Source organism: Streptomyces sp. NPDC005195, assembly GCF_040608315.1.
In the GTDB taxonomy this organism is placed as follows: Bacteria; Actinomycetota; Actinomycetes; order Streptomycetales; family Streptomycetaceae; genus Streptomyces; species Streptomyces kaempferi.
The window spans coordinates 319,978-340,950 of record NZ_JBEXHZ010000003.1 but is presented as its reverse complement, the minus strand read 5'-3'; the positions used below and the strand labels follow the sequence as shown (position 1 = coordinate 340,950).

24 protein-coding genes are annotated in these 20,973 nt (G+C 70.9%); 17 read left to right on the top strand and 7 right to left on the bottom strand.

Annotated features, from left to right (window positions below; all coding sequences use genetic code 11):
- Window positions 1-108 precede the first annotated feature (108 nt).
- The gene (locus tag ABZV34_RS06025) at window positions 109-1,029 is read left to right on the top strand and encodes a hypothetical protein (RefSeq protein WP_356271704.1); all 921 of its coding nucleotides are present in this window, start codon (window positions 109-111) and stop codon (window positions 1,027-1,029) included.
- 26 nt (window positions 1,030-1,055) lie between these two features.
- Here the strand turns inward: ABZV34_RS06025 and ABZV34_RS06020 are convergent, their stop codons facing one another.
- The 4 genes from ABZV34_RS06020 to ABZV34_RS06005 form a co-directional block, all read right to left on the bottom strand.
- Window positions 1,056-2,531, bottom strand: a complete 1,476-nt coding sequence (locus ABZV34_RS06020) for a HAMP domain-containing sensor histidine kinase (protein WP_356271703.1) — start codon at window positions 2,529-2,531, stop codon at window positions 1,056-1,058.
- The gene (locus tag ABZV34_RS06015) at window positions 2,528-3,259 is read right to left on the bottom strand and encodes a response regulator transcription factor (RefSeq protein ID WP_356271701.1); all 732 of its coding nucleotides are present in this window, start codon (window positions 3,257-3,259) and stop codon (window positions 2,528-2,530) included. The genes ABZV34_RS06020 and ABZV34_RS06015 overlap by 4 nt, the downstream gene beginning before the upstream one ends.
- Window positions 3,260-3,418: 159 nt before the next feature.
- Window positions 3,419-3,658, bottom strand: coding sequence for a hypothetical protein (locus ABZV34_RS06010; RefSeq protein WP_356271699.1), 240 nt, complete (start codon window positions 3,656-3,658; stop codon window positions 3,419-3,421).
- A gap of 54 nt (window positions 3,659-3,712) precedes the next feature.
- Window positions 3,713-4,927: a trypsin-like peptidase domain-containing protein gene (locus ABZV34_RS06005; RefSeq protein ID WP_356271697.1), complete on the bottom strand. Its 1,215-nt coding sequence runs from the start codon at window positions 4,925-4,927 to the stop codon at window positions 3,713-3,715.
- 371 nt (window positions 4,928-5,298) lie between these two features.
- Here ABZV34_RS06005 and ABZV34_RS06000 point away from each other — a divergent pair, with 371 nt between their 5' ends.
- Window positions 5,299-7,044, top strand: a complete 1,746-nt coding sequence (locus ABZV34_RS06000) for a trypsin-like serine protease (protein WP_356271695.1) — start codon at window positions 5,299-5,301, stop codon at window positions 7,042-7,044.
- A 102-nt stretch (window positions 7,045-7,146) separates the two neighbouring features.
- Here the strand turns inward: ABZV34_RS06000 and ABZV34_RS05995 are convergent, their stop codons facing one another.
- Both ABZV34_RS05995 and ABZV34_RS05990 read right to left on the bottom strand, forming a co-directional pair.
- A complete protein-coding gene (locus ABZV34_RS05995) occupies window positions 7,147-8,169 on the bottom strand; it encodes a LacI family DNA-binding transcriptional regulator (RefSeq protein ID WP_168528812.1) in 1,023 nt (340 codons plus the stop codon).
- Window positions 8,170-8,219: 50 nt separating this feature from the next.
- Complete coding sequence (locus tag ABZV34_RS05990) at window positions 8,220-9,011, bottom strand: response regulator transcription factor (RefSeq protein WP_356271694.1); 792 nt, start codon at window positions 9,009-9,011, stop codon at window positions 8,220-8,222.
- Window positions 9,012-9,317: 306 nt separating this feature from the next.
- On the opposite strand from ABZV34_RS05990, the gene ABZV34_RS05985 reads away from it, so the two are divergent.
- The 8 genes from ABZV34_RS05985 (at window position 9,318) to ABZV34_RS05950 (ending at window position 14,792) form a co-directional block, all read left to right on the top strand.
- Window positions 9,318-10,181: an alpha/beta fold hydrolase gene (locus ABZV34_RS05985; RefSeq protein ID WP_356271692.1), complete on the top strand. Its 864-nt coding sequence runs from the start codon at window positions 9,318-9,320 to the stop codon at window positions 10,179-10,181.
- 154 nt (window positions 10,182-10,335) lie between these two features.
- Complete coding sequence (locus ABZV34_RS05980; RefSeq protein WP_168528809.1) at window positions 10,336-10,590, top strand: MoaD/ThiS family protein; 255 nt, start codon at window positions 10,336-10,338, stop codon at window positions 10,588-10,590.
- A gap of 8 nt (window positions 10,591-10,598) precedes the next feature.
- Complete coding sequence (locus ABZV34_RS05975; RefSeq protein ID WP_356271690.1) at window positions 10,599-11,825, top strand: hypothetical protein; 1,227 nt, start codon at window positions 10,599-10,601, stop codon at window positions 11,823-11,825.
- Between the two features lie 211 nt (window positions 11,826-12,036).
- Window positions 12,037-12,786, top strand: a complete 750-nt coding sequence (locus ABZV34_RS05970) for a DUF2993 domain-containing protein (RefSeq protein WP_356271688.1) — start codon at window positions 12,037-12,039, stop codon at window positions 12,784-12,786.
- A gap of 240 nt (window positions 12,787-13,026) precedes the next feature.
- Window positions 13,027-13,107 carry a putative leader peptide gene (locus ABZV34_RS05965; protein WP_350310325.1) on the top strand — a complete coding sequence of 27 codons (81 nt, stop codon included), beginning with the start codon at window positions 13,027-13,029 and terminating at the stop codon, window positions 13,105-13,107.
- Between the two features lie 141 nt (window positions 13,108-13,248).
- Window positions 13,249-14,088, top strand: coding sequence for a sulfurtransferase (locus ABZV34_RS05960; RefSeq protein ID WP_356271686.1), 840 nt, complete (start codon window positions 13,249-13,251; stop codon window positions 14,086-14,088).
- Window positions 14,089-14,118: 30 nt separating this feature from the next.
- Window positions 14,119-14,406 (top strand): DUF1416 domain-containing protein, encoded by a 288-nt coding sequence (locus tag ABZV34_RS05955; RefSeq protein ID WP_018527919.1) that lies wholly within the window; start codon window positions 14,119-14,121, stop codon window positions 14,404-14,406.
- A gap of 125 nt (window positions 14,407-14,531) precedes the next feature.
- Window positions 14,532-14,792: a DUF3099 domain-containing protein gene (locus tag ABZV34_RS05950; RefSeq protein WP_153289844.1), complete on the top strand. Its 261-nt coding sequence runs from the start codon at window positions 14,532-14,534 to the stop codon at window positions 14,790-14,792.
- Between the two features lie 43 nt (window positions 14,793-14,835).
- On the opposite strand, the gene ABZV34_RS05945 is transcribed toward ABZV34_RS05950, so the two are convergent.
- Complete coding sequence (locus ABZV34_RS05945; RefSeq protein WP_356271684.1) at window positions 14,836-15,198, bottom strand: DsrE family protein; 363 nt, start codon at window positions 15,196-15,198, stop codon at window positions 14,836-14,838.
- Window positions 15,199-15,473: 275 nt separating this feature from the next.
- On the opposite strand from ABZV34_RS05945, the gene ABZV34_RS05940 reads away from it, so the two are divergent.
- From ABZV34_RS05940 to ABZV34_RS05910, 7 genes are all read left to right on the top strand, one after another.
- On the top strand, window positions 15,474-16,226 hold the full coding sequence (locus tag ABZV34_RS05940) for a hypothetical protein (protein WP_356271682.1): 753 nt from the start codon (window positions 15,474-15,476) through the stop codon (window positions 16,224-16,226).
- Window positions 16,223-17,155 (top strand): hypothetical protein, encoded by a 933-nt coding sequence (locus ABZV34_RS05935; protein WP_356271680.1) that lies wholly within the window; start codon window positions 16,223-16,225, stop codon window positions 17,153-17,155. The genes ABZV34_RS05940 and ABZV34_RS05935 overlap by 4 nt, the downstream gene beginning before the upstream one ends.
- Window positions 17,152-18,105 carry a hypothetical protein gene (locus tag ABZV34_RS05930; RefSeq protein WP_356271678.1) on the top strand — a complete coding sequence of 318 codons (954 nt, stop codon included), beginning with the start codon at window positions 17,152-17,154 and terminating at the stop codon, window positions 18,103-18,105. Before ABZV34_RS05935 ends, ABZV34_RS05930 begins: the two co-directional genes overlap by 4 nt.
- 246 nt (window positions 18,106-18,351) lie before the next feature.
- On the top strand, window positions 18,352-18,927 hold the full coding sequence (locus ABZV34_RS05925) for an FABP family protein (RefSeq protein WP_356271676.1): 576 nt from the start codon (window positions 18,352-18,354) through the stop codon (window positions 18,925-18,927).
- Between the two features lie 133 nt (window positions 18,928-19,060).
- Entirely contained in the window at window positions 19,061-19,468 is a 408-nt protein-coding gene (locus ABZV34_RS05920; RefSeq protein ID WP_356271674.1) for a response regulator, read from the top strand.
- 10 nt (window positions 19,469-19,478) lie between these two features.
- A complete protein-coding gene (locus tag ABZV34_RS05915; protein ID WP_356271673.1) occupies window positions 19,479-19,901 on the top strand; it encodes a transcriptional repressor in 423 nt (140 codons plus the stop codon).
- A 94-nt stretch (window positions 19,902-19,995) separates the two neighbouring features.
- Window positions 19,996-20,961, top strand: coding sequence for a folate-binding protein (locus ABZV34_RS05910; protein WP_356271671.1), 966 nt, complete (start codon window positions 19,996-19,998; stop codon window positions 20,959-20,961).
- Window positions 20,962-20,973: the final 12 nt, after the last annotated feature.

The window sequence follows — 20,973 nt, the reverse complement described above, 5'->3', positions numbered from 1 at the left end:
CGGATCGAACGCGGTCCGGGGGCCGGGCGTCACAGGTGCGGTGCGGGTCCCGCCCCGCCCCGCACGACTCCGTTCCGCCGATGTGCGTCCCTGGGGGATCCCATGCGTATGAAGACCACACGCGCCGCCCACCTGTTCCTCGCCCTCGCCCTCCTCACCGTCGGAGCCGGTGCCGTCGCCGGATGCGGTGACACCAGGTCCGGCGGCACCGGCTCCGGCGGTGACACCGGCTCGGAAGCACGCCGGGAGGCCCGTGCCCACCGGGTCGCCGAGGCCTGGGACGGCTCCGGGGCCGTCCGGACGTGGCGTGCCGGCTACTACCCGATGGGGGAGGCGGTGCAGCCGCCCGCGGGCGGCTTCCACGCGGGCGCCGACACCCGCGCCTCCACGACGCAGAACTTCGTCCTGCGCGGCACGCTTCCCGCTGCCGGGCCCGCGAAGGGGGAGGTGCGCTGGGGGAGCGGGGCTCCGCTCGTCCTGCCGCTGACAGGGGCACGCGCGGCGTACGAGTCCGTGGCCCGCGGAGGCAACGACGGTCCGCACCTGACGGTGACCGGGGCGAAGCCGGGCACGATGACCCTCGCCACCAGCCGTGGTCCGGCGAAGGTCCCGGCCTGGCTGTTCACCCTGGAGGGGTACGACACCCCGCTCAAGCGGGCCGCCGTCGCCCCCTCGAAGCTCCCCCCGCCGCCGATCGGGCCGCAGCGAGAGGTCTCCACGAGCGAAGGGGTGCCCCTCGACGGGCTGGTCGAGGTGGCCGGCGACGGCCGGTCGGTCACCGTGGCGGCCGGGCACGGGAGCTGTGACGACGGCCCCGCCGTGCACGTGCTGGAGACCGGGGGCAGTGTGGTGCTGTCCGCCTTCGTCACCGGGGTGCGCAAAGGCCCCTGCGCCGCCGTGATGCTGCGCGGGGAGGTGACGGTACGACTGGCCGGGCGGGTCGGCGACCGCGTTCTCCTGGACGCGTTCACGGGCCGGCCCGTGCCCTACGGTCAGCCGAACGGCGCCTCACCGAGCTGGCGCCGGTGAGACCGTGAGCGGCCGGCTCCCGGCCGTCACGCCTGGTCGAGAGCCGGCCCCGGCGGCGGTGTGGGCGCACCCGGGAGCCGGACGGTCACCACCGTGCCGCCGCCCTCGGCCGGCCGCAGGGACACCTCGCCGCCCGCCTGCTGCACGGTGCGCGCCACTATCGACAGCCCCAGACCCGAGCCGGGGAGCGCGCGGGCGGACGGGGAGCGCCAGAAGCGGTCGAAGACGTGCGGGAGTTCCTCGGCGGGGATGCCGGGGCCGTGGTCGCGGACGGTCAGTTCGCCGGCCTTGAGGGTGACGTCGATGGCCTCGCCCTCGGGGCTGAACTTCACGGCGTTGTCCAGGATGTTGACGACGGCCCGCTCCAGCGCGGTGGGCTCCGCCCGGACGTACCAGGGCTGGAGGTCCGCCGTGATCGTCAGCTCCGGACCGCGCAGCCGTGCGCGGCGCAGCGCCGCCTCGACCGTGTCCTGGAGCGGCACCGTCATGACGGTGTTCGCCTGCTGGCCCGTGTCCGAACGCGAGAGTTCCTGCAGATCGCCGATGAGCGAGGCCAGTTCGGTCATCTGCGCCTTGACGGAGGCGAGGAGTGCCTTGCGGTCGGCCGGAGGGATCGGGCGGCCCGTCTCCTCGCTGCGGGTGAGCAGTTCAATGTTCGTACGCAGGGAGGTCAGGGGCGTACGGAGTTCGTGGCCGGCGTCCGCGATGAGCTGCTGCTGCAGTTCGCGGGAGTTGGCGAGCGCGGACGTCATCGAGTTGAAGGAGCGGGAGAGGCGGGCGATCTCGTCCTCGTTGTCCTCCTCGACCGGGATGCGGATCGAGAGGTCCTCCGTGCGGGCCACGTGTTCCACGGCCTCGGTGAGCTTGTCGACGGGACGCAGGCCCGCCCGGGCGACCGCGAGCCCCGCTGCGCCGGCGCCGACCACACCGATCCCGGAGACCAGCAGCAGGACGAGGGCCAGGTCGTTCAGGGTGGACTGGGTGTTCTTGAGGGGCACGGCCACGACGAAGGCGCGGTCGGTGTACAGCACCCGGGTGTCGGGGAGTTCGCCGGGAACGTTCCTGACGAGGAGCGGCACCGTCAGGACCCGTACGTCGTTGCCCTTGCTGTCGGTCCCGTTCCGTGGCGTGCCCTGGTGGAGCCGTGGCTGCGGGTGCTTGGCCACGGCCTTGTCGGCGTCGGTCACCTGCACCGTGCCCGCCGAGAAGTCGAAGACGCAGACGGTTCCGTCCGAGCCGATCACCTGGGCGTAGTCGTCGAAGCGCTGGATGCCGTTGTCGCTGCGCGGTTTCTGGTGGCAGTCGTTGAGGACGGCCTGGACCAGGACGTACTGCTGGGCCGGCCTCTGGTCCTGGAGGTTCTTGTCGATCTCGTCGTACAGCTTCCCCCGCACGATGAACCAGCAGGTCACCGAGACCGCCGCCACCCCGAAGGCCACCGCCGCCGCCACCAGCAGCGCCAGCCGGGAACGGATCGGCAGGGATCTGAACCGCCTGATCACTCGGCGCCGCCCGAGCGGAGCACGTACCCGACCCCTCGCACCGTGTGCACGAGCCGCGGCTCACCACCCGCCTCGGTCTTGCGGCGCAGGTACATGACGTAGACGTCGAGGGAGTTGGAGGACGGCTCGAAGTCGAAGCCCCAGACGGCCTTCAGGATCTGCTCGCGGGTGAGGACCTGGCGGGGGTGCGCGAGGAACATCTCCAGGAGGGTGAACTCGGTACGGGTCAGCTCCACGGCCCGGCCCGACCGGGTGACCTCGCGCGTCGCGAGGTCCATCCGCAGGTCGCCGAAGGCGAGCGCGTCCTCGTCCTGGGCCGCACCCGTCGTCGTCGCGTACGAACTGCGCCGCAGCAGGGCCCGGACCCGGGCGAACAGCTCGTCCAGTTCGAAGGGCTTGACCAGGTAGTCGTCGGCGCCCGCGTCGAGGCCGGTCACCCGGTCCCCGACCGTGTCGCGGGCCGTCAGCATGAGGATGGGGGTCGTCGTGCCGGCTCCGCGCATCCGGCGGGCGGCCGTCAGGCCGTCCATCCGGGGCATCTGGATGTCCAGGACGACCAGCTCGGGCTGGTAGGCGGTCACCTTCTCCAGCGCGTCCGCGCCGTCGACCGCGACCTCGGTGTCGTAACCCTCGAAGGCGAGGCTGCGCTGGAGTGCTTCGCGCACCGCGGGCTCGTCGTCGACGATCAGGATGCGCTGGGGTTCACGGTCGCCTTCGGCGGGGCTCATGGGCGGGAGTCCTCGGGTGCGGTGGGGTGGAGGGCCTGAAGGCCTTCAGCGTCGCACGTTTCCGGGCGGGGGCGGAAAGCATCAGAGGGGGAAGAACCGTCCGGGTCGGTGAGAAACGGATCGGATAGGGGAGAAACGTCACGTACAGCTGTGAAACGTTCAGCACGACAGTGCGGTGAGCCTGTTCAGCGGGACCTTGCGGCGGTGCGGGCGGGTGGCGGGGGTGCGCAGGCCCATCAGCTGCGGGACGGCGGCCTGCGGGAGCGCCACCTCGGACGACCGTGGCACCGGCAGGTGCAGTTCACGGGCCACGGCGAGGGCCAGGTCGAGCCCGGCGGGGTCGCCGCCCTCGCGGGAGTGCGTGACCGGGGAAATCCGAGAGATCCGCTTCCTGATCATGTCGACCTCCAGGTGTGCTGTCCTGTGCCGCGCTCTCGCCTGTGTGCGCTCGCGTCAGCTGTCGGAGCCGCCGGCCCGCAGGTTCGCGAGGTCGGCCTTGACGGTGTTGACCGGGATGGCGAAGCCGAGGCCCACGCTGCCGGCCGCCGACGAGCTGGACGAGGAGTCCGAAGCCGCCGAGTACATCGCGGAGTTGATGCCGACGATGTTGCCGTTCATGTCGATCAGCGCGCCGCCGGAGTTGCCGGGGTTCAGGGACGCGTCCGTCTGGATCGCCTTGTAGGTGGTGGTCGAGGAGCCGGTGTCGCCGTTGAACTGGCGGCCGCCGAACGAGAACGGCCACTGGTCGCTGCCGCCGCCCTGCTGTTGCTGCCGGCCCTGGCTCTCGTCGGTGGAGACCGTCACGTTCCGGTCGAGGGCCGAGACGATGCCGCTGGTGACGGTGCCGGTCAGGCCCTCGGGGGAGCCGATCGCGACGACGTCGTCGCCGACCTGGACGCCGTCGGAGTTGCCGAGCGTGGCGACCTTCAGACCGGAGGGCGCGCTCTCCACCTTGATGAGCGCGAGGTCCTTCTTGCTGTCTGTGCCGAGGACCTTCGCCGTGTAGGACTTTCCGTTGCTCAGCCGCACCTTGATCGCGGAGGCGCCCGAGACGACGTGGTTGTTGGTGACGATCTCGCCGCCGGACGTGATGATCACGCCCGAACCGGTCGATGAACCCGCGTTCGAGGTCGCGCCGACCTCGACGATGCTGGGGCTGACCGCCTGGGCGACCCCGGCGACGGTGCCCCGCTTGGCCGTGGGCACCACGGTGGTGCTGGTGCTGCTGGACACGGTGTCCTTGCCGGTCAGCTCCTGGATGCCGTACGCCGTGCCACCCCCGATGGCGGCGGCGACTATCGCGACCGCGGCGATCAGGGCCAGCGAGCCCCTCGCGGGCTTCCTCCGCGCGGTCCCGGGCGGCACGGGGGCCGCGGACAGCACCGCGGTCGAGCCGGCCGGCGGGCCGGGGTGTCCCGGGTGGGCACCGCTTCCTCCGCCATGACCTCCGCCGTGACCGCCGGCCGCGCCGCTGCCGCCCTGACCGGAGCCCGGCCACACGGTGGTACCCGGTTCGACCGCGACCGGCGGGGCCGGCGCGTACGCCGGCGGGGCCGGCCACTCGGGGTTCACGGGAGAGGGGGCGGAGGCAGGCTGCTGCTGGAGGTACGGGGACTGGTGGTCGTCGCCCTGGGGATACTCGCCGCTGCGGCGGAAGCTCTCGGTCATGACACGAGACTCCCGCGCTCTCATGAGAGCTCCCTGAGTCCCCGCTGAGAAGCCCGACAGAACCTCGTATGCCCGATATAAAGCGCCCGGACTCGGCTGGGGTCAGGGAAACAAGAGGTTGCGTCGGAGTGATGTCGCAGAGTGCGACGGGCGAACAGTTGAATCTCCGCTGTGTAGTACATGTGTTCTGGGGCGGGTGAGGCCTAGGATCACCGCGCCGGAGGGGGGCTCCGCGGTGGTGCCTGAATCGATGCAGGCGGTTGGTCGGCCATGGCCGGATCACCGCAGGCGTCGGTCGGGCCGGTGCGTCGTACGCCCCTTCTCGGGCCACTCACGTCATGACACACCCGCACCCATTCCAGGAGCCCTGAGTGATACGTGCTCTGCGCGACCGCTGGAGACGCCCCGTCACGGCGTTGCCCACGGCCGCTCTCGCGTTGGCGCTGACCTGCGCCGGCGCTCTCGCGGCGCAGCCCGCCCAGGCGGCGGACGGACCTTCGCTGCCGCACGTCGGCCAGACGCAGCTCGCGAAGCCGACCGTCTCCGACAAGACACTGCGCAACCGGGTCGCCGAGGCCGTCAAGGACCAGGCGGCCCCCGCGACGAGCCCCAAGAAGACGCCGTTCATCATCGGCGGCACACCGACGACCATCTCTTCCGCGCCGTGGATGGTCCAGCTCTCCTACTACGACAGCGCGGCCGGCACCGGCTACTTCTGCGGCGGCACGCTCGTCGCCCCGAACAAGGTCCTGACGGCCGCGCACTGCGTCGCCGGCCTGGACTGGGTCAAGAACGGCGCGGTGGTGGCCGGAGCCACCGGTCTGCTGGACGACACGAACGGCACGGTCGCGGGCGTCTACCGCCAGTGGAACCACCCGCACTACAACAGCGACACCGTGCAGAACGACATCGCGGTGCTCACCCTGGACCGCCCGCTGGAGCAGCAGTGGCAGCGCCTGGTGGCCGCCGGCGACAGCGCCTCCTACAAGGCGGGCAGCTCCGCGACCGTCTACGGATGGGGCCTGACCTCCGGCGCCGAGGGCGCCGACCTGTCGGCCACGCTGCGCAAGGTGACCCTGCCGCTGGTCGCCGACTCCACCTGCAACAGCGCGATGCAGTCGGTCCTCCATGAGGACGACTTCGTCGAGGGCTCGATGTTCTGCGCCGGCACCCCGGCGACCGGCACCGACGAGGGCACCAAGAGCCCCTGCAACGGTGACTCCGGCGGTCCGGTGATCGTCGGCGGCAAGGTCGTCGGCATCGTCTCGTGGGGTGTCGCGGGCTGCACCGCGAAGGGCGCCTACCCGGTCTTCACCAAGGTGTCCTCGTACACCTGGGCCGCGCAGCCGCGCATCGACGACGCGGACCTGACCTTCGACGGCAAGGCCGACCTGCTGGAGCGGACCCCTTCCGGGGGCCTCTTCGAGCAGGAGAGCAGGGGTACCTCGCTCGCCTCCCGCGAGTTCCAGAGCAGCGGCTGGCAGAACGCCAGCTGGGGTCTGCAGGCCGACCTGGACCGGGACTTCTTCCAGGACCTGATCATCCGCGACAAGGGCGACGGCAAGCTGTACCGCAGCTACCTGGACCACAGCTTGAACGAGTTCGAGTGGATGCAGATCACCTCGGTGTGGGGCGGCTACAAGTCGTACGCCATCCCTGGTGACATGACGGGTGACGCCCGCCCCGACCTGGTCGCGGTGGACGCCGACGGCTCGGTCTACCTCTACCCGGGCAAGGGCAACGGCGAGTTCTACGGCCGCGTCAAGGTCGTGGACAAGGCCTGGAAGAACGTCAAGATCTTCGGTCACGGCGACCTGTCCGGCGACGGCCGTGCCGACCTGCTGGTCCGCAACAGCTCCGGTGTCCTGTTCCTCTACCGAGGCACGCAGGTCGAGAAGGCCCCGTGGTCGGCGCGGATCCAGGCCCGTACGGGCTGGAACTTCACCTCGTACGTCTCCAACGGCGACGTCACGGGCGACGGCATCGCCGATGTCATCACCCGCGACTCGGCGGGCAAGCTCTGGCTCTACCCCGGCACCAACAAGGCCTCCAGCAGCCTCTTCGGCTCGCGGGTCGGCCTGGGCTCCGGCTTCAACCAGTACAACCTGCTGTTCTAGCCGGTAGCACGGCAAACGCGTCGGCCCCGCGATCCGCGGGGCCGACGTGCGTTGTGGGGGCGGCGGGCAGCTGCGCGGCCGGCCGGAGCCTGCCTGGCGGCCTCACACGCAACCGCAGGACCGCCGCACCACCAGCCGGGACGGGAACACCTTCAGGCGCTCGCGCCGCGACCCGGCGACCCGCAGCCCGTCGTCCAGCACGAGATCCACCGCCGCGCGGGCCATCGCCGACCGGTCGGAAGCGATCGTCGTCAACGGCGGGTCCGTCAGCGCGGCTTCCTTGACGTCGTCGAAACCGGCCACGGCCAGCTCCCCCGGCACGTCGATGCGCAGCTCGCGGGCGGCGCGCAGCACGCCGATCGCCTGGTCGTCGGTGGAGCAGAAGATGGCGGGGGGCCGGTGGGGCCCGGCGAGCAGCTGCAGGCCGACCTGGTACGCGTCGTAGCGGTTGTACGGCGCCTCGAAGAGACGGCCCTCGGTGGGGATCCCGGCCTCCTGCATGGCGCGTCGCCAGCCCTCGACGTGGTCGGAGACCGGGTCGCCGACGACGGGGGTCTCCGCGATGCCGCCGAGACAGGCCACGTAGTCGTAACCGTGTTCGAGCAGGTGGCGGGTGGCGAGCTGGGCGCCGCCGATGTCGTCGGTGACGACGGCCACGTCGTCGATCGCCTCGGGGCGTTCGTGCAGCAGGACGACGCGGGCGTCCCAGGCGTCGATCTCCGCGGCAGCGTTGTCATTGAGCGCGTGGCTGACGAGGATCAGGCCGGAGACCCGCATGCCGAGGAAGGCGCGCAGGTAGTGGACCTCGCGCTCGGCGATGTAGTCGGAGTTGCCGACCAGGACCATTTTCCCGCGCTCGGCGGCGGCCTGCTCGACCGCGTGCGCCATCTCGCCGAAGAAGGGCTGGCGCGCGTCCGGCACGATCAGGCCTATGAGCTCGGTCCGCCGCGACGCCATGGCCTGGGCGACCCGGTCGGGCCGGTACCCCAGCTCCTTGATCGCGGCGAGAACGCGCTCGCGCGTGGCCGGGGCGACCGGCCTCGGTCCGTTGTTGATGACATAGCTGACGACGGCGGTGGAAGTACCCGCCAGCCGTGCCACATCGTCCCTCGTCACCTTGGCCACGCGCGGAGTCTACGCGGATGGACCCGCCTCTGGGCAGGGCGTACGGAGGCTTACTGGACCTCGGCCCCGGCCTCGACCGCGCGCGCGGTACCGAGGTGCGCCGTCTCGTCCGCATCCGCCGCCTTTGGCTGTGCGGCCTTGGCCTTCGCCTCGTCCGCGGCCCGCTCCACCTTCTCGGGTGTAACGAATCGATAACCGACGTTCCGCACGGTACCGATCAGCGACTCGTGCTCGGGCCCGAGCTTGGCGCGCAGCCGGCGTACGTGGACGTCGACCGTCCGCGTGCCGCCGAAGTAGTCGTAGCCCCAGACCTCCTGGAGCAGCTGTGCGCGGGTGAAGACCCGGCCCGGGTGCTGCGCGAGGTACTTGAGGAGCTCGAACTCCTTGAAGGTCAGGTCGAGGACCCGGCCCTTGAGCTTGGCGCTGTACGTCGCCTCGTCCACGGAGAGGTCGCCGTTGCGGATCTCCATGGGGGAGTCGTCGTTGACGATCTGCTGCCGGCCCATGGCGAGCCGCAGCCGGGCCTCGACCTCGGCCGGACCCGCGGTGTCGAGCAGGACGTCGTCGATGCCCCAGTCGGCGGTGACGGCCGCGAGGCCGCCCTCCGTCACGACGAGGACGAGGGGACAGCCGGGTCCCGTCGAGCGCAGCAGCTGGCACAGGCTGCGCACCTGCGGGAGATCACGCCTGCCGTCGATCAGGATGACGTCGGCACCAGGAGTGTCGACGAGGGCGGGTCCTTCCGCCGGAGCCACTCGCACGTTGTGCAGGAGCAGGCCGAGAGCGGGAAGCACCTCCGTCGACGGCTGAAGGGCATTGGTCAGGAGCAGCAGAGAACTCATCGCGCCCCACCTGCCCGGGTCGTCCTGCGTTCGTGCACGGTTCGCTCGCCCATAACGTCTGGTTCCTCCTCGGTCCCTGTATGGGGGTACCTCCCACGCCCTCAAGGCGGTGGGGGAGTTTGCGGCACTGCTTCCTTGCTTCTTCGGTTGTTCCCCTGCGGCGCGGCTCCCGCGTCCCGGGGAGTCGCCGTGCCTTCGTGGGCTTCGTACACCGGCGGTTTCCCGTTTCGTATACAACGCTTCAGAAAGCACAAAAGGACCCGGGGGCTTCGCTGCCCGAGTCCTCTGCCCAGCAGAATAGCCCACATGAGCTCAGGTCCGGCAGGTCAAGTGACGGGATCTTCCCTTCGTCCACCCCTTGAGACGGCCTCGCGCGCCCCCTTGCGGAGGTTTCTGCGCACCGTCGACGGGGTGACGATCGAGGCGGCGTACGACCCCGCGAGGGGGGCTTCCGACCACGCGGGCGGGAGCCTGGCGATCGTCCTGGCGCACGGTTTCACGGGCGGTCTCGACCGTCCGCACGTGCGCCGGGTGGCCGGTGTCCTCGGCCGGGACGCCGCGGTGGTCACGTTCTCCTTCCGGGGGCACGGCGGTTCCGGCGGCCGTTCCACCGTCGGTGACCGCGAGGTGCACGATCTCGACGCCGCCGTGGAATGGGCCCGCGAGCTGGGGCACGCGCGCGTGGCCACCGTCGGCTTCTCGATGGGCGGGTCGGTGGTGCTCCGGCACGCGGCGATGCACGGGGAAGCCGGCCGGGAGCACGAGGGGCGCACGGAGGCGCGTACGGACGCGGTGGTTTCGGTGAGCGCGCCGGCCCGCTGGTACTACCGGGGGACGGCCCCCATGCGGCGTCTGCACTGGCTGGTCACCCGGCCGGCGGGACGGGCGGTCGGCCGTTACGGACTGCGGACCCGCATCCACTCCCGCGACTGGGACCCGGTGCCGGCCTCGCCGGTCGAGTCGGTCCCGCTCATCGCGCCCACTCCGCTGCTGATCGTCCACGGCGACCAGGACGGTTACTTCCCCCTGGACCACCCACGCATGCTCGCCGAGGCCTCCGGCGGCCACGCCGAACTCTGGGTGGAGCACGGGATGGGCCACGCCGAGCACGCGGCCCGCGACGAGCTGCTGGCCCGCATCGGTGCGTGGGCGGGTTCGGCCGCGGGCTAGCCTGACCGTGTTCACGGGAACCACCGATGCGTGTGTCGGCCGACGCACGCATCGATGGACGCAGGTATCCACTGATGGCACATATTCACTGATGGCACGTACCCACCGATCCGCTGGTCCACTGGATCCGCCGGTCCACCGATTGAGGAACGACATGGCAAAGGGCACGGTGCGTTACTGGGCCGCCGCCAAGGCCGCGGCAGGTGTCGCCGAGGAGCCGTACGACGCGGGCACGCTCGCCGAGGCGCTCGACGGGGCCCGTGAGCGGCACCCCGGCGAACTCGTCCGCGTCCTGCGGCGATGCTCGTTCCTCATCGACGGTGACCCCGTGGGTACCCGCGGACATGAGACGGTACCGCTGGCCGAGGGCGGCACGGTCGAGGTGCTCCCGCCGTTCGCAGGAGGGTGAGCGAGACGATGAGCGACCAGCCGTACGAGCCCCGGTTCGAGCCCCCGCACGAGGGGCACGACCCGTATCAGCAGTCCCAGCAGCCTCAGCAGCAGGCCGACTGGCAGCAGCACACCCAGCAGTGGGAGGGCCAGACCTGGGAGACCCAGGTGCAGCCCACGACGCCCGCCGCCGACCCGGCCCACCTGCCGCCCCGGACCCCCGAGGGCCGGCAGGCGCCGCAGGGCCACCAGAAGGCCCACCAGGGGTACGCGGAGCCGCAGGGCACGGGACATCCGCAGGGCGGCGCGCATGCCCAGGCGTACGGGTACGACGCCGCGGCCCGGCCGCTGCCCCAGGAACCCGCAGCGCGGGGCTGGGACCACGCCCGGCCGCAGCAGCACCCCGAGGCATCCGCGCCCGGGGCGGCGTCCGTCCCCACCGCGGGCGCCGAGGCCGCACCCGGCTACGGTCCCGCGACCGTCACCGGCAACACCCGCGTCACCGACGCCCAGCGCGCCCGCGCCGAGGGCCGCTCGCCCGTCATCGAACCCGGCATCCAGCCGGCCGCGCTCACCGCGGTGCTCGCGCTGCTGCTCTCCGGCACGGCGGCGATCGGGGAGTACGCCCTCGTCGTCCCGCTGGTGCTGCTGCAGGCCGTCACCGCGGCGGGCTGGTTCCGGCTGAACGGGATGTGGCCCGCCCGGCAGGGCATCGCGCTGGCGTTCCTGGGCGCGATGACCGCCGACGTGGTGCTGCTCGCGGCCGGCCGGGAGAACGCGCCCGCCGCGATCCTCGGCACCCTCGGCGTGTGGGTCCTCCTCACGCTCGTCCTGCAACTGCGCAGCCACGCCGACCCGGACACCCGGATGTACGGCCTGATGGCGACCGTCGTCTCGGCGGCGCTGTCGATCATCGCGGCCGGCCACCTCGCGGCCGAGCCGGACGCCGTCACGGTGGGCACCGCCGCGGTCGCGCTGGCGATCCTGGCCCGCGCGCTGCCCCTGCCCACCGCCGCCTCCGTGGTGGTGGCCCTGCTGGTCGCCACCGGCGCGGGATTCGTGGTCGGCGGGATGACGGACCTGGGCGGCCAGGGTGCCGTCCTCGGTCTCGGCGCCGGTGCCTGCGCGCTGATCGGCCACCGGGTCGCCAGTTACGACTACCCGTCGCGTTTCGTGCACTTCACGGCCGGTGTGGCTCTCCCGCTGGCGGCGGCCGCTCCGGCGGTCTATCTGCTGGGCCGGGCGCTGAGTTAGAACGTGCCAGGCGTCGCGGGGCGGGCGGGAGTTTCGCGACCCGCCCCGGAGGGCGTCGTCCGGGTGCCGCCGGCGGCGTCGGCCCGCCGTTCGTCACAGGTGATCGACAACCGCTCCGAAGGGCCCCGGCGCGGGGCCCTTCGGAGTTAGGTTCGCGCTGGACGGCCATTGTCGGCCGCCCGGACCCGGTCTAGGTGGGGGAACCCCGAGCATGCGCGCACTGCGAATATTTCTGGTCGTCACCGTCATCCTCGGCGGGCTGTTCGTGATCGCGGACCGCGTGGCGGTCGGCTTCGCGGAGAACAAGGCGGCGGACCGGATCAGGAGCACGGAGGGCCTCGCCGGCACCCCCGACGTGTCCATCGAGGGCTTCCCCTTCCTCACCCAGGTGGCCGCCGGCGAACTCGACGACGTGAAGATCGGCATCAAGGACTACGAGGCGTCGGCGGAGGGCGCCAAGGGCGCCGCGGGCGGCACCATCCGCATCGACACCCTGAACGCCGAGATGCACGGCGTCAGCTTCAACGGCGACTACAGCTCCGCCACCGCGAACAGCGCCTCCGGGTCGGCGACCGTCTCGTACGCCGAGCTGCTCAAGGCCGCGAAGTCCCAGCCCACAGAGGTCGCCCCCGCGGTCACGGCGCAGGTCGTCGGGCTCTCCGACGGCGGGAACGGCAAGATCAAGGTCGAGATCACGGCCACTGTCCTCGGCAGGAAACTGCCCCGGCCGGTCTCCGTGCTGAGCTCCGTCTCCGTCGTCGGGGGCAACACGGTCAAGGTGCACGCGGACGGGGTGCCCAAGCTGGGAGTGGATCTCGTCGAGGGCCGGATCCGCACGGTCACCGACTTCGACCAGAAGATCGACGGACTGCCCGGCGGCATCAAGCTCGACAAGATCGAGGCGGCCGCGAACGGTGTGGACATCTCGGTGAAGGGTTCGGACGTCAAGCTGGTCGGGTAGGACGGTTGACGGCTCCCGCCGGGGCTGCGGTTCCGGCGGCGGTCGGAGTGCGCGTGTCCGAAAGGCGAGACAGGCCTGTCCGTACGACAGATGCGCGGCGGACGCGATGCCGGACGCGGGGACCCGGTGACCGGGCGGCAGTGGTTCTGATGGTCAACTCATCCCACATCCCGGACGATCCCATCTCATGATGCGACACACCGGTGACATGTCCGGCTGTCCGTCCCTACGATCGGACCCATGAAGCGACAGGCGGACCTCACGAAGCGGCGGGCAGTAGACCTGTGCCGCGTCGCCGCCATGCTCTGTCGCACCTTCTAGCGGGGGCGTTCGCCCATCCGCCCTGCCCTGGCCCTTCTTCGCCAGGGACCCCCGTGCGCGCCGCGCAGCCGAGCCAGGCCTGAGCGCGCACCCTCTCCCTAACGCACCGCCCCGCCGCAACTGCCCCGGAGGAGAACGAGCATGAGCCGCAGCGACGTCCTGGTAGACGCCGACTGGGTCCAGGCCCACCTGGACGACCCGACCGTGGCCATCGTCGAGGTCGACGAGGACACGTCCGCGTACGAGAAGAACCACATCACCAACGCGATCCGGATCGACTGGACCAAGGACCTCCAGGACCCGGTCCGCCGTGACTTCATCGACCAGGAGGGCTTCGAGAAGCTCCTGTCGTCGAAGGGCATCGCCAACGACACGCTGGTCGTCCTCTACGGCGGCAACAACAACTGGTTCGCGTCCTACGCCTACTGGTACTTCAAGCTCTACGGCCACGAGAACGTGAAGCTCCTCGACGGCGGCCGCAAGAAGTGGGAGCTCGACTCCCGCGACCTGGTCGACGAGGTGCCCGAGCGCGCCGCGACCGACTACAAGGCCAAGGCCCAGAACACGGCGATCCGCGCCTTCCGTGACGACGTGATCGCCGCGATCGGCTCGCAGAACCTGGTCGACGTCCGTTCGCCCGACGAGTTCAGCGGCAAGCTGCTCGCGCCCGCGCACCTTCCGCAGGAGCAGTCACAGCGTCCGGGCCACGTCCCGAGCGCCCGCAACATCCCCTGGTCGAAGAACGCCAACGACGACGGCACCTTCAAGTCGGACGACGAGCTCAAGGAGCTCTACGCCGACGAGCAGGTCGACCTCGCCAAGGACACGATCGCGTACTGCCGCATCGGTGAGCGTTCCGCGCTCACCTGGTTCGTGCTGCACGAGCTGCTCGGCGTGGAGAACGTCAAGAACTACGACGGCTCCTGGACCGAGTACGGCTCCCTGGTCGGCGTCCCGATCGAGCTCGGCGCCAACAAGTAACCCCCAAGGCCGGAAGGACGGAATCGAAATATGTGTGGAGCGAAGGCCGGCGGCCCCGACGCCTCGACGATCAAGCCCGGTGAGACCACCATCCAGGGCCAGGTGACCCGCGACGGCGAGCCCGTCACCGGCTACGTGCGTCTGCTGGACTCGACCGGCGAGTTCACCGCGGAGGTCCCCACCTCCGCGACGGGCCAGTTCCGCTTCTACGCGGCCGAGGGCACCTGGACCGTACGCGCCCTGGTGCCCGGCGGCACCGCGGACCGCACGGTCGTCGCCCGGACAGGCGGCCTCGCCGAGGTCGCCATCGCCGTCTGACGGCACCCGCGGGACCTCGAACGGCCGAAGGGCCGCACTCCCGGGCGGAACGCTCGGGAGTGCGGCCCTTCGGCATGCGCGCACGGTCCCGCGCCGGACCGCTTGCGTGGACCTACTCTGGACGTATGTACGCACGACGGCGGCACGTGTACTTCGCCATGATGGGGACGTGCATCGGTCTCTTCGTCCTGGCCTGGGGAGTCGTGCGGATCTGGTCGATTCCCGCGGCGGTGGGGATGTGTGTGGTGGCGATGGTGATTCCGCCGCTCGCCGCGATGGTGGCCAACCGGCGTGGCCCCGAGGACCGCTGGTGGGACGACCCGTCGGGGGATCCCAAGTCCGACGAGTGGTGGGACGAACTGGACGGGAAGAAGCGGCGGCCGTAGCGGCCTGGTCCCGTGTCCCTCTCCCGGCCGGCGGGCGCGGTCTTCAGTAGACGAGCGCCTGCGTGTCGTCGGCCATGGCCTCCTGGACGAACACCTGGGCGCCCGCGATGCGCACGCCCTCCAGCACGTCCTTCTCCGTGATGTCCCGGCGGGCCGCGCACTGCGTGCACAGCGTGATACGGCCCGCCGCGAGGATCGAGTCGATCAGACCGGGCAGCGGAGCCGCGTGCGGAAGCTCGAACTCGGCGGCCCGGCCCGGCAGGGCGAACCACGCGGACTCCCCGGTCAGCCAGAGGGAGACATCGACGCCACTGGCCACGGCCACCGCCGCCACCGTGAACGCCTGTGAGCAGCGCTCCGGGGCGTCGGACCCCGCCGTCACCTTGATCAGGAGCTTCTTCGCCATGGAGGCATCGTAGTCGCCGGAGTCCCAATCGTGATCAAGGCCCTTACAACCCCGTGGGTTGCCCATGGGTCTCCTGTGCGCGCGGATACGGAATCCGCGCTTCGCGTTCTGTGGGGGACGGGTTGGAAGTCGAGGCAGTACCTGAAACACCCGAAGTGCCCGAGGCACCCGGGGAAAGACCTCAAGCGCCGCAGTCGGTCGAGCGGGATCCCGGGCAGACGCCCGAGCACGCACCCGACGCGCTCGATGCACCTGACGTAACCGATGTGACCGACATGGCCGATGCGGCCGACGTGACCGACATGGCCGATGTACCTGACGTGTCGGGCGGGCGTCGGCGGCGTCGTGGGCGTACGGCCCTGCTGATCGCCACGGCCGCGGTGCTGGGGCTCGTCGCCGGTACCTGTGCCGGCTATCTGATCCAGGCGGACCGTGAGCCCACCGGGCTGCCGTCACTCTCGCAGCCCGCGATCGCCCAGGCGCGGGGAGAGGCGCCCGAGCCCCTGTCGGCCGCGCAGGACCGCCAGGTGAAGACCGACGGCGACCTGCGCAAGCTGCTGCTGGCGCGGCCGAAGGGGACTCACGAGGCGGACTACGCGCCGAGCGAGGACGGCTGGCTGAACCTCGCCGGCTACGCCGACCAGCTCAGCGACTCGGACGACCAGTTCGGCAGCCTCATCAGCGACGAGTTCCGCCGTGCTGCCGACACCACGTGGCAGGTGGGCAGCACCTACAACGTCGAGATCAGGCTCGTCCAGTTCCGCCAGGAGGAGGGTCTCGCCGCCGCGGACTGGGCCGGCAACTGGAAGGTGGGCGATCTCCGGGGCCAGTCCGTCCCCGGCACGGGCGACGGCATGGCCTACGTCGTCAAGAAGCCGGAGACCACGCCGGGATATCTGCCGGTGTACCGAGCGGAGGCCCACGCCTCGCGTGGCGACATCGCCATGGAGATCTGGATCTACGACAGCAAGCCGATCCCGAAGGCGACGATCATGGACCTGGCCAAGCGGCAGATGGAGCGGCTGTGAACGAGCAACCGGCGAACCCGTCGGACGCGGGGGCCGTCCCGGCGGCCGAGGCGCCCGAACCGACCGCCACGCCCGAGCCGGTGGTGCCGGAGCCGTCCTCCGTGCCTGAGCCGGTGGTGCCGGAGTCCTCCTCCGAGCCGACCGCGCACCCGGAGCCGGCTCCGTCCAAGAAGCCCGTACGCCGTGGCCGTATCGCCGCTGTCGCCGGTGCCGTCCTGCTCGTCGGGGCTGTCGTCGCGGGCGGTGCCTACACCGTGGTGACCGTCCAGGACGCCGACCGGGACCCCGGCGCGCCCACCTGGACCTTCCCCAAGGCCGCGCACGACGACGCCAGGACGGCGAAGGGGCCCGCGGGGCTCGCCGCCATGCTCGTGCCGTACGGCACCGACGGCTGGAGCCGGGGACCCGACATCGCCGAGTTCGGCGACGAGGCCTCGCTCAGCGGTCCCGAGGCCGCCGCCCTGCGCAAGGAGTCGCTGCGCGAGCTGCCCCGCACCCAGCGGCGGCAGATGGAAAAGCGCATCGACAAGCAGCACACCAAGGGCATCGCGATGCGCAGCTACCTCAGCACCGACAACGCGACGGACTCGACGATCTACGCGGACAGCGCCTTCACCGTGAGCATCGAGCTGGCCCAGATCGAGGACAGATCGGCGGTCCGGAACATGTCGACGTTCCAGAACGAGTTCTTCGACGCCCTCAAGATCTTCCGCGCGGGGCCGAAGATCGAGGGCCACAAGAACGCCAAGTGCTTCCTGCCGCCCAAGGACAAGGAAGAGAAGCTCGACGCGATGATCTGCTCCGCCTATCAGGGCGACGTACTGGTCAGCGCCACCGCGTACGGGGCCAAGCCACTGAACATCAAGGGCGTCGCGATGCTGCTGCGCGAGCAGCTCGACCGCATCGCCGAGCCGGGGGAGGCGGCATGACCGAGCAGACGACGTCCGTCGAGGAGCAGGATCCCTTGCTGCCCGCACCTCGACCGGCGGACAAGCCACTCCCCGAAGTGTCTGTCGAGCCGTCCGTCGATCCGGCGGCCGAAGCACCGGCCGATTCGCCCGCCGAACCGCCGGTCGGCACGCCCGCCGAACCGCCCGCCGGACCGCCGGTGAAGAAGGACCGCCGCGTCCTGCGCGCCGTCCTGCGCTGGACGGCCGCCGCGGTGGTGTTCGCCGCGGTCGGCACCTCGGCCGCGTACGGCGTCACCCGGATGGAGCGGACCGACGTCCCGGGTCTGGCGACGGAGTCGGACGGTCGCTGGGACTACCCGGAGATCACCAGGCCGCCACTGCCCGCGGGCAGCCCACGCCCGTTCGACGACGCGAACAAGGCCGGCACCCACTACGCCGACCTGCGCAGGCTCGTACTGCCCGCTCCGAAGGGCGCGAAGCCCGACGCGGCGCTGCGCGGCGAGGACGGCTGGCTGGCGACGAAGACCTTCCTGGCCGAGTACGCCTCCAAGGACGACCGGGAGACCGTTGGACAGCTGCTGACCGACAACGGGCTGCGGAACATCGCCGCACGCGGCTGGCGTACAGCGGACGGCACGCACACGCGGATCTACCTGCTGCACTTCGGCACCGCGGCCGTCGTGGACGAACTCGGCACCGTCGATCTGACCTCGTACGACAGTCCGAAGTACGCGATGCGCGGCGCCGCGGCGATGTCCAGGGACGAGGAGTACCCCGACCGCGCCGGTATCGACGACGTCGTGCGGACGGCGTACGTCGAGACCAAGCCGTACGGCGCCGAGCAGGTCCGCGAGGCGTACCTCACGGCCGGGGACACCCTCGCCGTGATCGTGCAGTCCCGCAAGGGTGCCGCGAAGGCCGTGCCCTTCCAGCAGACGGTGACCTTGCAGAGCCAGCTGCTGGGCTGAACCGCCAGGGTGCACCTCGCAGAGAGAGCCGGGCCCCGCACGACTAGAGTGGGGTCCGGTTCCTGCACCGCCTGTCACCGCCCACCACCGCGTCACCCGAGGAGCACCCCGTGCTTGAGGCATTCTTCGAAGCCCTGCTGGTTCTGGTCTGCGTCGGCGTTCTTGCCTTCGCCGGGCTGACCGTGAAGAAGCTGTACCAGGGCCAGCGCTGACCCCGCCTCTGACGTCGACGACGAAAAGCTGCTCATGATCGAGATCCCGTCCGACCTGCACAAGGACCTGCTCCCCATCGCCTTCCTGCTCGGCAACTGGGCCGGCGCGGGTGTCCACGACTTCCCCGGCTCCGAGAAGTGCAACTTCGGGCAGGAGGTCACCTTCAGCCACGACGGGCGCGACTTCCTCGAGTACCACTCGCACACCTGGGTGCTCGACGCCGACGGGAACAAGGTCCGGCCGCTGGAGTCCGAGTCCGGTTTCTGGCGCATCGACGCACACCGCAAGGTCGAGGTCGTCATGACCCGCGACGACGGTGTCGTCGAGATCTGGTACGGCGACCTGGCCGCCAAGCAGCCGCAGATCGACCTGGTCACGGACGCCGTGGCACGGACGGCCGCGTCCGGCCCGTACACCGGCGGCAAGCGTCTGTACGGCTATGTGAAGAGCGACCTCATGTGGGTCGGTGAGAAGCAGACCCCCGAGGTCGAGCTGCGCCCCTACATGTCCGCGCACATGAAGAAGGTCGTCACCCCGGAGGACGTCGAGCGCTGGGCCAAGGTCCTCCCGGACGACATGCCGGACGACGGGATCGCGTTCTTCAAGTAGGCCCGTTCGCGGGTCGCGGCGGCGGCCGCGGCTCTCTCGAGCGATCTCAAGGGATGTACAGGGAAAGTTCACGCTTCTCTGATGTGGGGCCGGTAACTCTACGAGGGTGACCGGCCCTACTTTCGTTCCCGAAGTGCCCCTGAACCCGCCCGCACCCGCACCCGTACCCGCGCCCGTCCTCGCACCCGTACCCGCGCCTGCCGCCGTGCCTGCTCCCGCACCGGCTCCCGTACCCGCGGCCGCCCCCGCCCGGGTGCTCGTCGTCGACGACGAGCAGGACGTCCGCGAGCTGCTCACCGAGACCTTCCGGCTGGCGGGCTTCGCCGTCACGGCGGTCGGCACCGGCGTCGCCGCGCTGAACACCGCGTACGCCGAGACCCCCGACCTCGTGGTGCTCGACGTACGGCTCCCGGACTTCGACGGCGCGGACGTCGCCCGCATCCTGCGCGACGCCGGCCGCGAGGTCCCGGTGGTCCTCCTTCCCAAGCCCTTCAGCCTGGAGAACGTCGTGACACGCGTCAGAGAGATCCTGGCCGCCTAGACTGGGCAGCGTGGTAGGCACCGACTGGAAGAGCGATCTGCGGCAGCGCGGTTACCGGCTGACTCCGCAGCGGCAGCTTGTGCTCGAAGCCGTGGACACGCTGGAGCACGCGACCCCGGACGACATCCTGGTCGAAGTGCGCAAAACGGCTTCCGGTGTCAACATCTCGACGGTCTACAGAACGCTGGAGCTGCTCGAGGAGCTGGACCTGGTCAGCCACGCCCACCTCGGGCACGGCGCGCCGACCTACCACCTGGCCGACCGCCACCACCACATCCACCTGGTGTGCCGGGACTGCACGAACGTCATCGAGGCCGACATCTCGGTCGCCGCGGAGTTCACCGCGAAGCTCCGCGACACCTTCGGCTTCGGGACGGACATGAAACACTTCGCGATCTTCGGCCGCTGCGAGGACTGCGCGGCCAAGAAGTAAGGACCGGGCGCGGTGGCCGGCAGGGAGCAGGAAGCACGGCTTCCGGGAAATAAGAAATAAATTCGGCGGCTTCCGGGTCGTAGGCTGTGTGGATATGAAGAGCCCCCTCCTGGCCCTGCCCGGCGCGGTCCCCGCCGAGGGCGTGGACGAAGACGTCGCCGCCCACTACGGCGACCTGTTCCGCGAACAGCGCGCCCTCGCCGACGGCACCGGCTTCGTGGACCTCTCGCACCGCGGCGTCGTCGCCGTCACCGGCGAGGACCGGCTGAGCTGGCTGCACCTGCTGCTCACCCAGCACGTCACGGACCTCCCGGTGGGCCGTGCCACCGAGGCGCTGATCCTCTCCGCGCACGGCCACATCGAACACGCGCTGTACCTCGTGGACGACGGCACCACGACCTGGGCCCACGTGGAGCCCGGCACCCAGGACGCGCTGATCGCGTACCTGGAGTCCATGAAGTTCTTCTACCGCGTCGAAGTCACCGACCGCACGGGTGACTTCGCGGTCGTGTACCTGTCGGCCGGTTCGATCGCCGAGGTCCCCGAGGGCGTCGTCGTCCGCGAGACGCCGTACGGGCGTGATCTCCTCCTGCCGCGCACGGACCTGGAGTCGTACGCGGAGAAGGCCGGTCCGGCGGCCGGGCTGCTCGCGTACGAGGCGCTGCGCGTCGAGCACCACCGCCCGCGGCTCGGCTTCGAGACCGACCACCGCACCATCCCGCACGAACTGGGGTGGATCGGCAGCGCCGTGCATCTGCAGAAGGGCTGCTACCGGGGCCAGGAGACGGTGGCCCGGGTGCAGAACCTGGGCAAGCCCCCGCGCCGGCTGGTCTTCCTGCACCTGGACGGCAGCGAGGTCCACCTTCCGCCGCACGGCGCGGAACTCCGCCTGGCGGGCGACGGTCCCGACGGCCGGAAGATCGGGTTCATCACCACCGCCGTACGGCATCACGAGCTCGGCCCGATCGCGCTGGCGCTGGTGAAGCGGAACGTACCGCTCGATGCGCCGCTGCTCGCGGACACCACGGCCGCGGCGCAGGAGGTCGTCGTAGAGCCGTAACCGGCACCCGTA

Coding starts and splice junctions, on each gene's coding strand:
- ABZV34_RS06025 (WP_356271704.1), top strand. CDS start 109: ATGAAGACCACACGCGCCGCCCACCTGTTCCTCGCCCTCGCCCTCCTC.
- ABZV34_RS06015 (WP_356271701.1), bottom strand. CDS start 3,259: ATGAGCCCCGCCGAAGGCGACCGTGAACCCCAGCGCATCCTGATCGTC.
- ABZV34_RS06010 (WP_356271699.1), bottom strand. CDS start 3,658: ATGATCAGGAAGCGGATCTCTCGGATTTCCCCGGTCACGCACTCCCGC.
- ABZV34_RS06005 (WP_356271697.1), bottom strand. CDS start 4,927: ATGACCGAGAGCTTCCGCCGCAGCGGCGAGTATCCCCAGGGCGACGAC.
- ABZV34_RS05990 (WP_356271694.1), bottom strand. CDS start 9,011: ATGAGTTCTCTGCTGCTCCTGACCAATGCCCTTCAGCCGTCGACGGAG.
- ABZV34_RS05985 (WP_356271692.1), top strand. CDS start 9,318: ATGAGCTCAGGTCCGGCAGGTCAAGTGACGGGATCTTCCCTTCGTCCA.
- ABZV34_RS05980 (WP_168528809.1), top strand. CDS start 10,336: ATGGCAAAGGGCACGGTGCGTTACTGGGCCGCCGCCAAGGCCGCGGCA.
- ABZV34_RS05975 (WP_356271690.1), top strand. CDS start 10,599: ATGAGCGACCAGCCGTACGAGCCCCGGTTCGAGCCCCCGCACGAGGGG.
- ABZV34_RS05970 (WP_356271688.1), top strand. CDS start 12,037: ATGCGCGCACTGCGAATATTTCTGGTCGTCACCGTCATCCTCGGCGGG.
- ABZV34_RS05965 (WP_350310325.1), top strand. CDS start 13,027: ATGAAGCGACAGGCGGACCTCACGAAGCGGCGGGCAGTAGACCTGTGC.
- ABZV34_RS05960 (WP_356271686.1), top strand. CDS start 13,249: ATGAGCCGCAGCGACGTCCTGGTAGACGCCGACTGGGTCCAGGCCCAC.
- ABZV34_RS05955 (WP_018527919.1), top strand. CDS start 14,119: ATGTGTGGAGCGAAGGCCGGCGGCCCCGACGCCTCGACGATCAAGCCC.
- ABZV34_RS05950 (WP_153289844.1), top strand. CDS start 14,532: ATGTACGCACGACGGCGGCACGTGTACTTCGCCATGATGGGGACGTGC.
- ABZV34_RS05945 (WP_356271684.1), bottom strand. CDS start 15,198: ATGGCGAAGAAGCTCCTGATCAAGGTGACGGCGGGGTCCGACGCCCCG.
- ABZV34_RS05940 (WP_356271682.1), top strand. CDS start 15,474: ATGGCCGATGCGGCCGACGTGACCGACATGGCCGATGTACCTGACGTG.
- ABZV34_RS05930 (WP_356271678.1), top strand. CDS start 17,152: ATGACCGAGCAGACGACGTCCGTCGAGGAGCAGGATCCCTTGCTGCCC.
- ABZV34_RS05925 (WP_356271676.1), top strand. CDS start 18,352: ATGATCGAGATCCCGTCCGACCTGCACAAGGACCTGCTCCCCATCGCC.
- ABZV34_RS05910 (WP_356271671.1), top strand. CDS start 19,996: ATGAAGAGCCCCCTCCTGGCCCTGCCCGGCGCGGTCCCCGCCGAGGGC.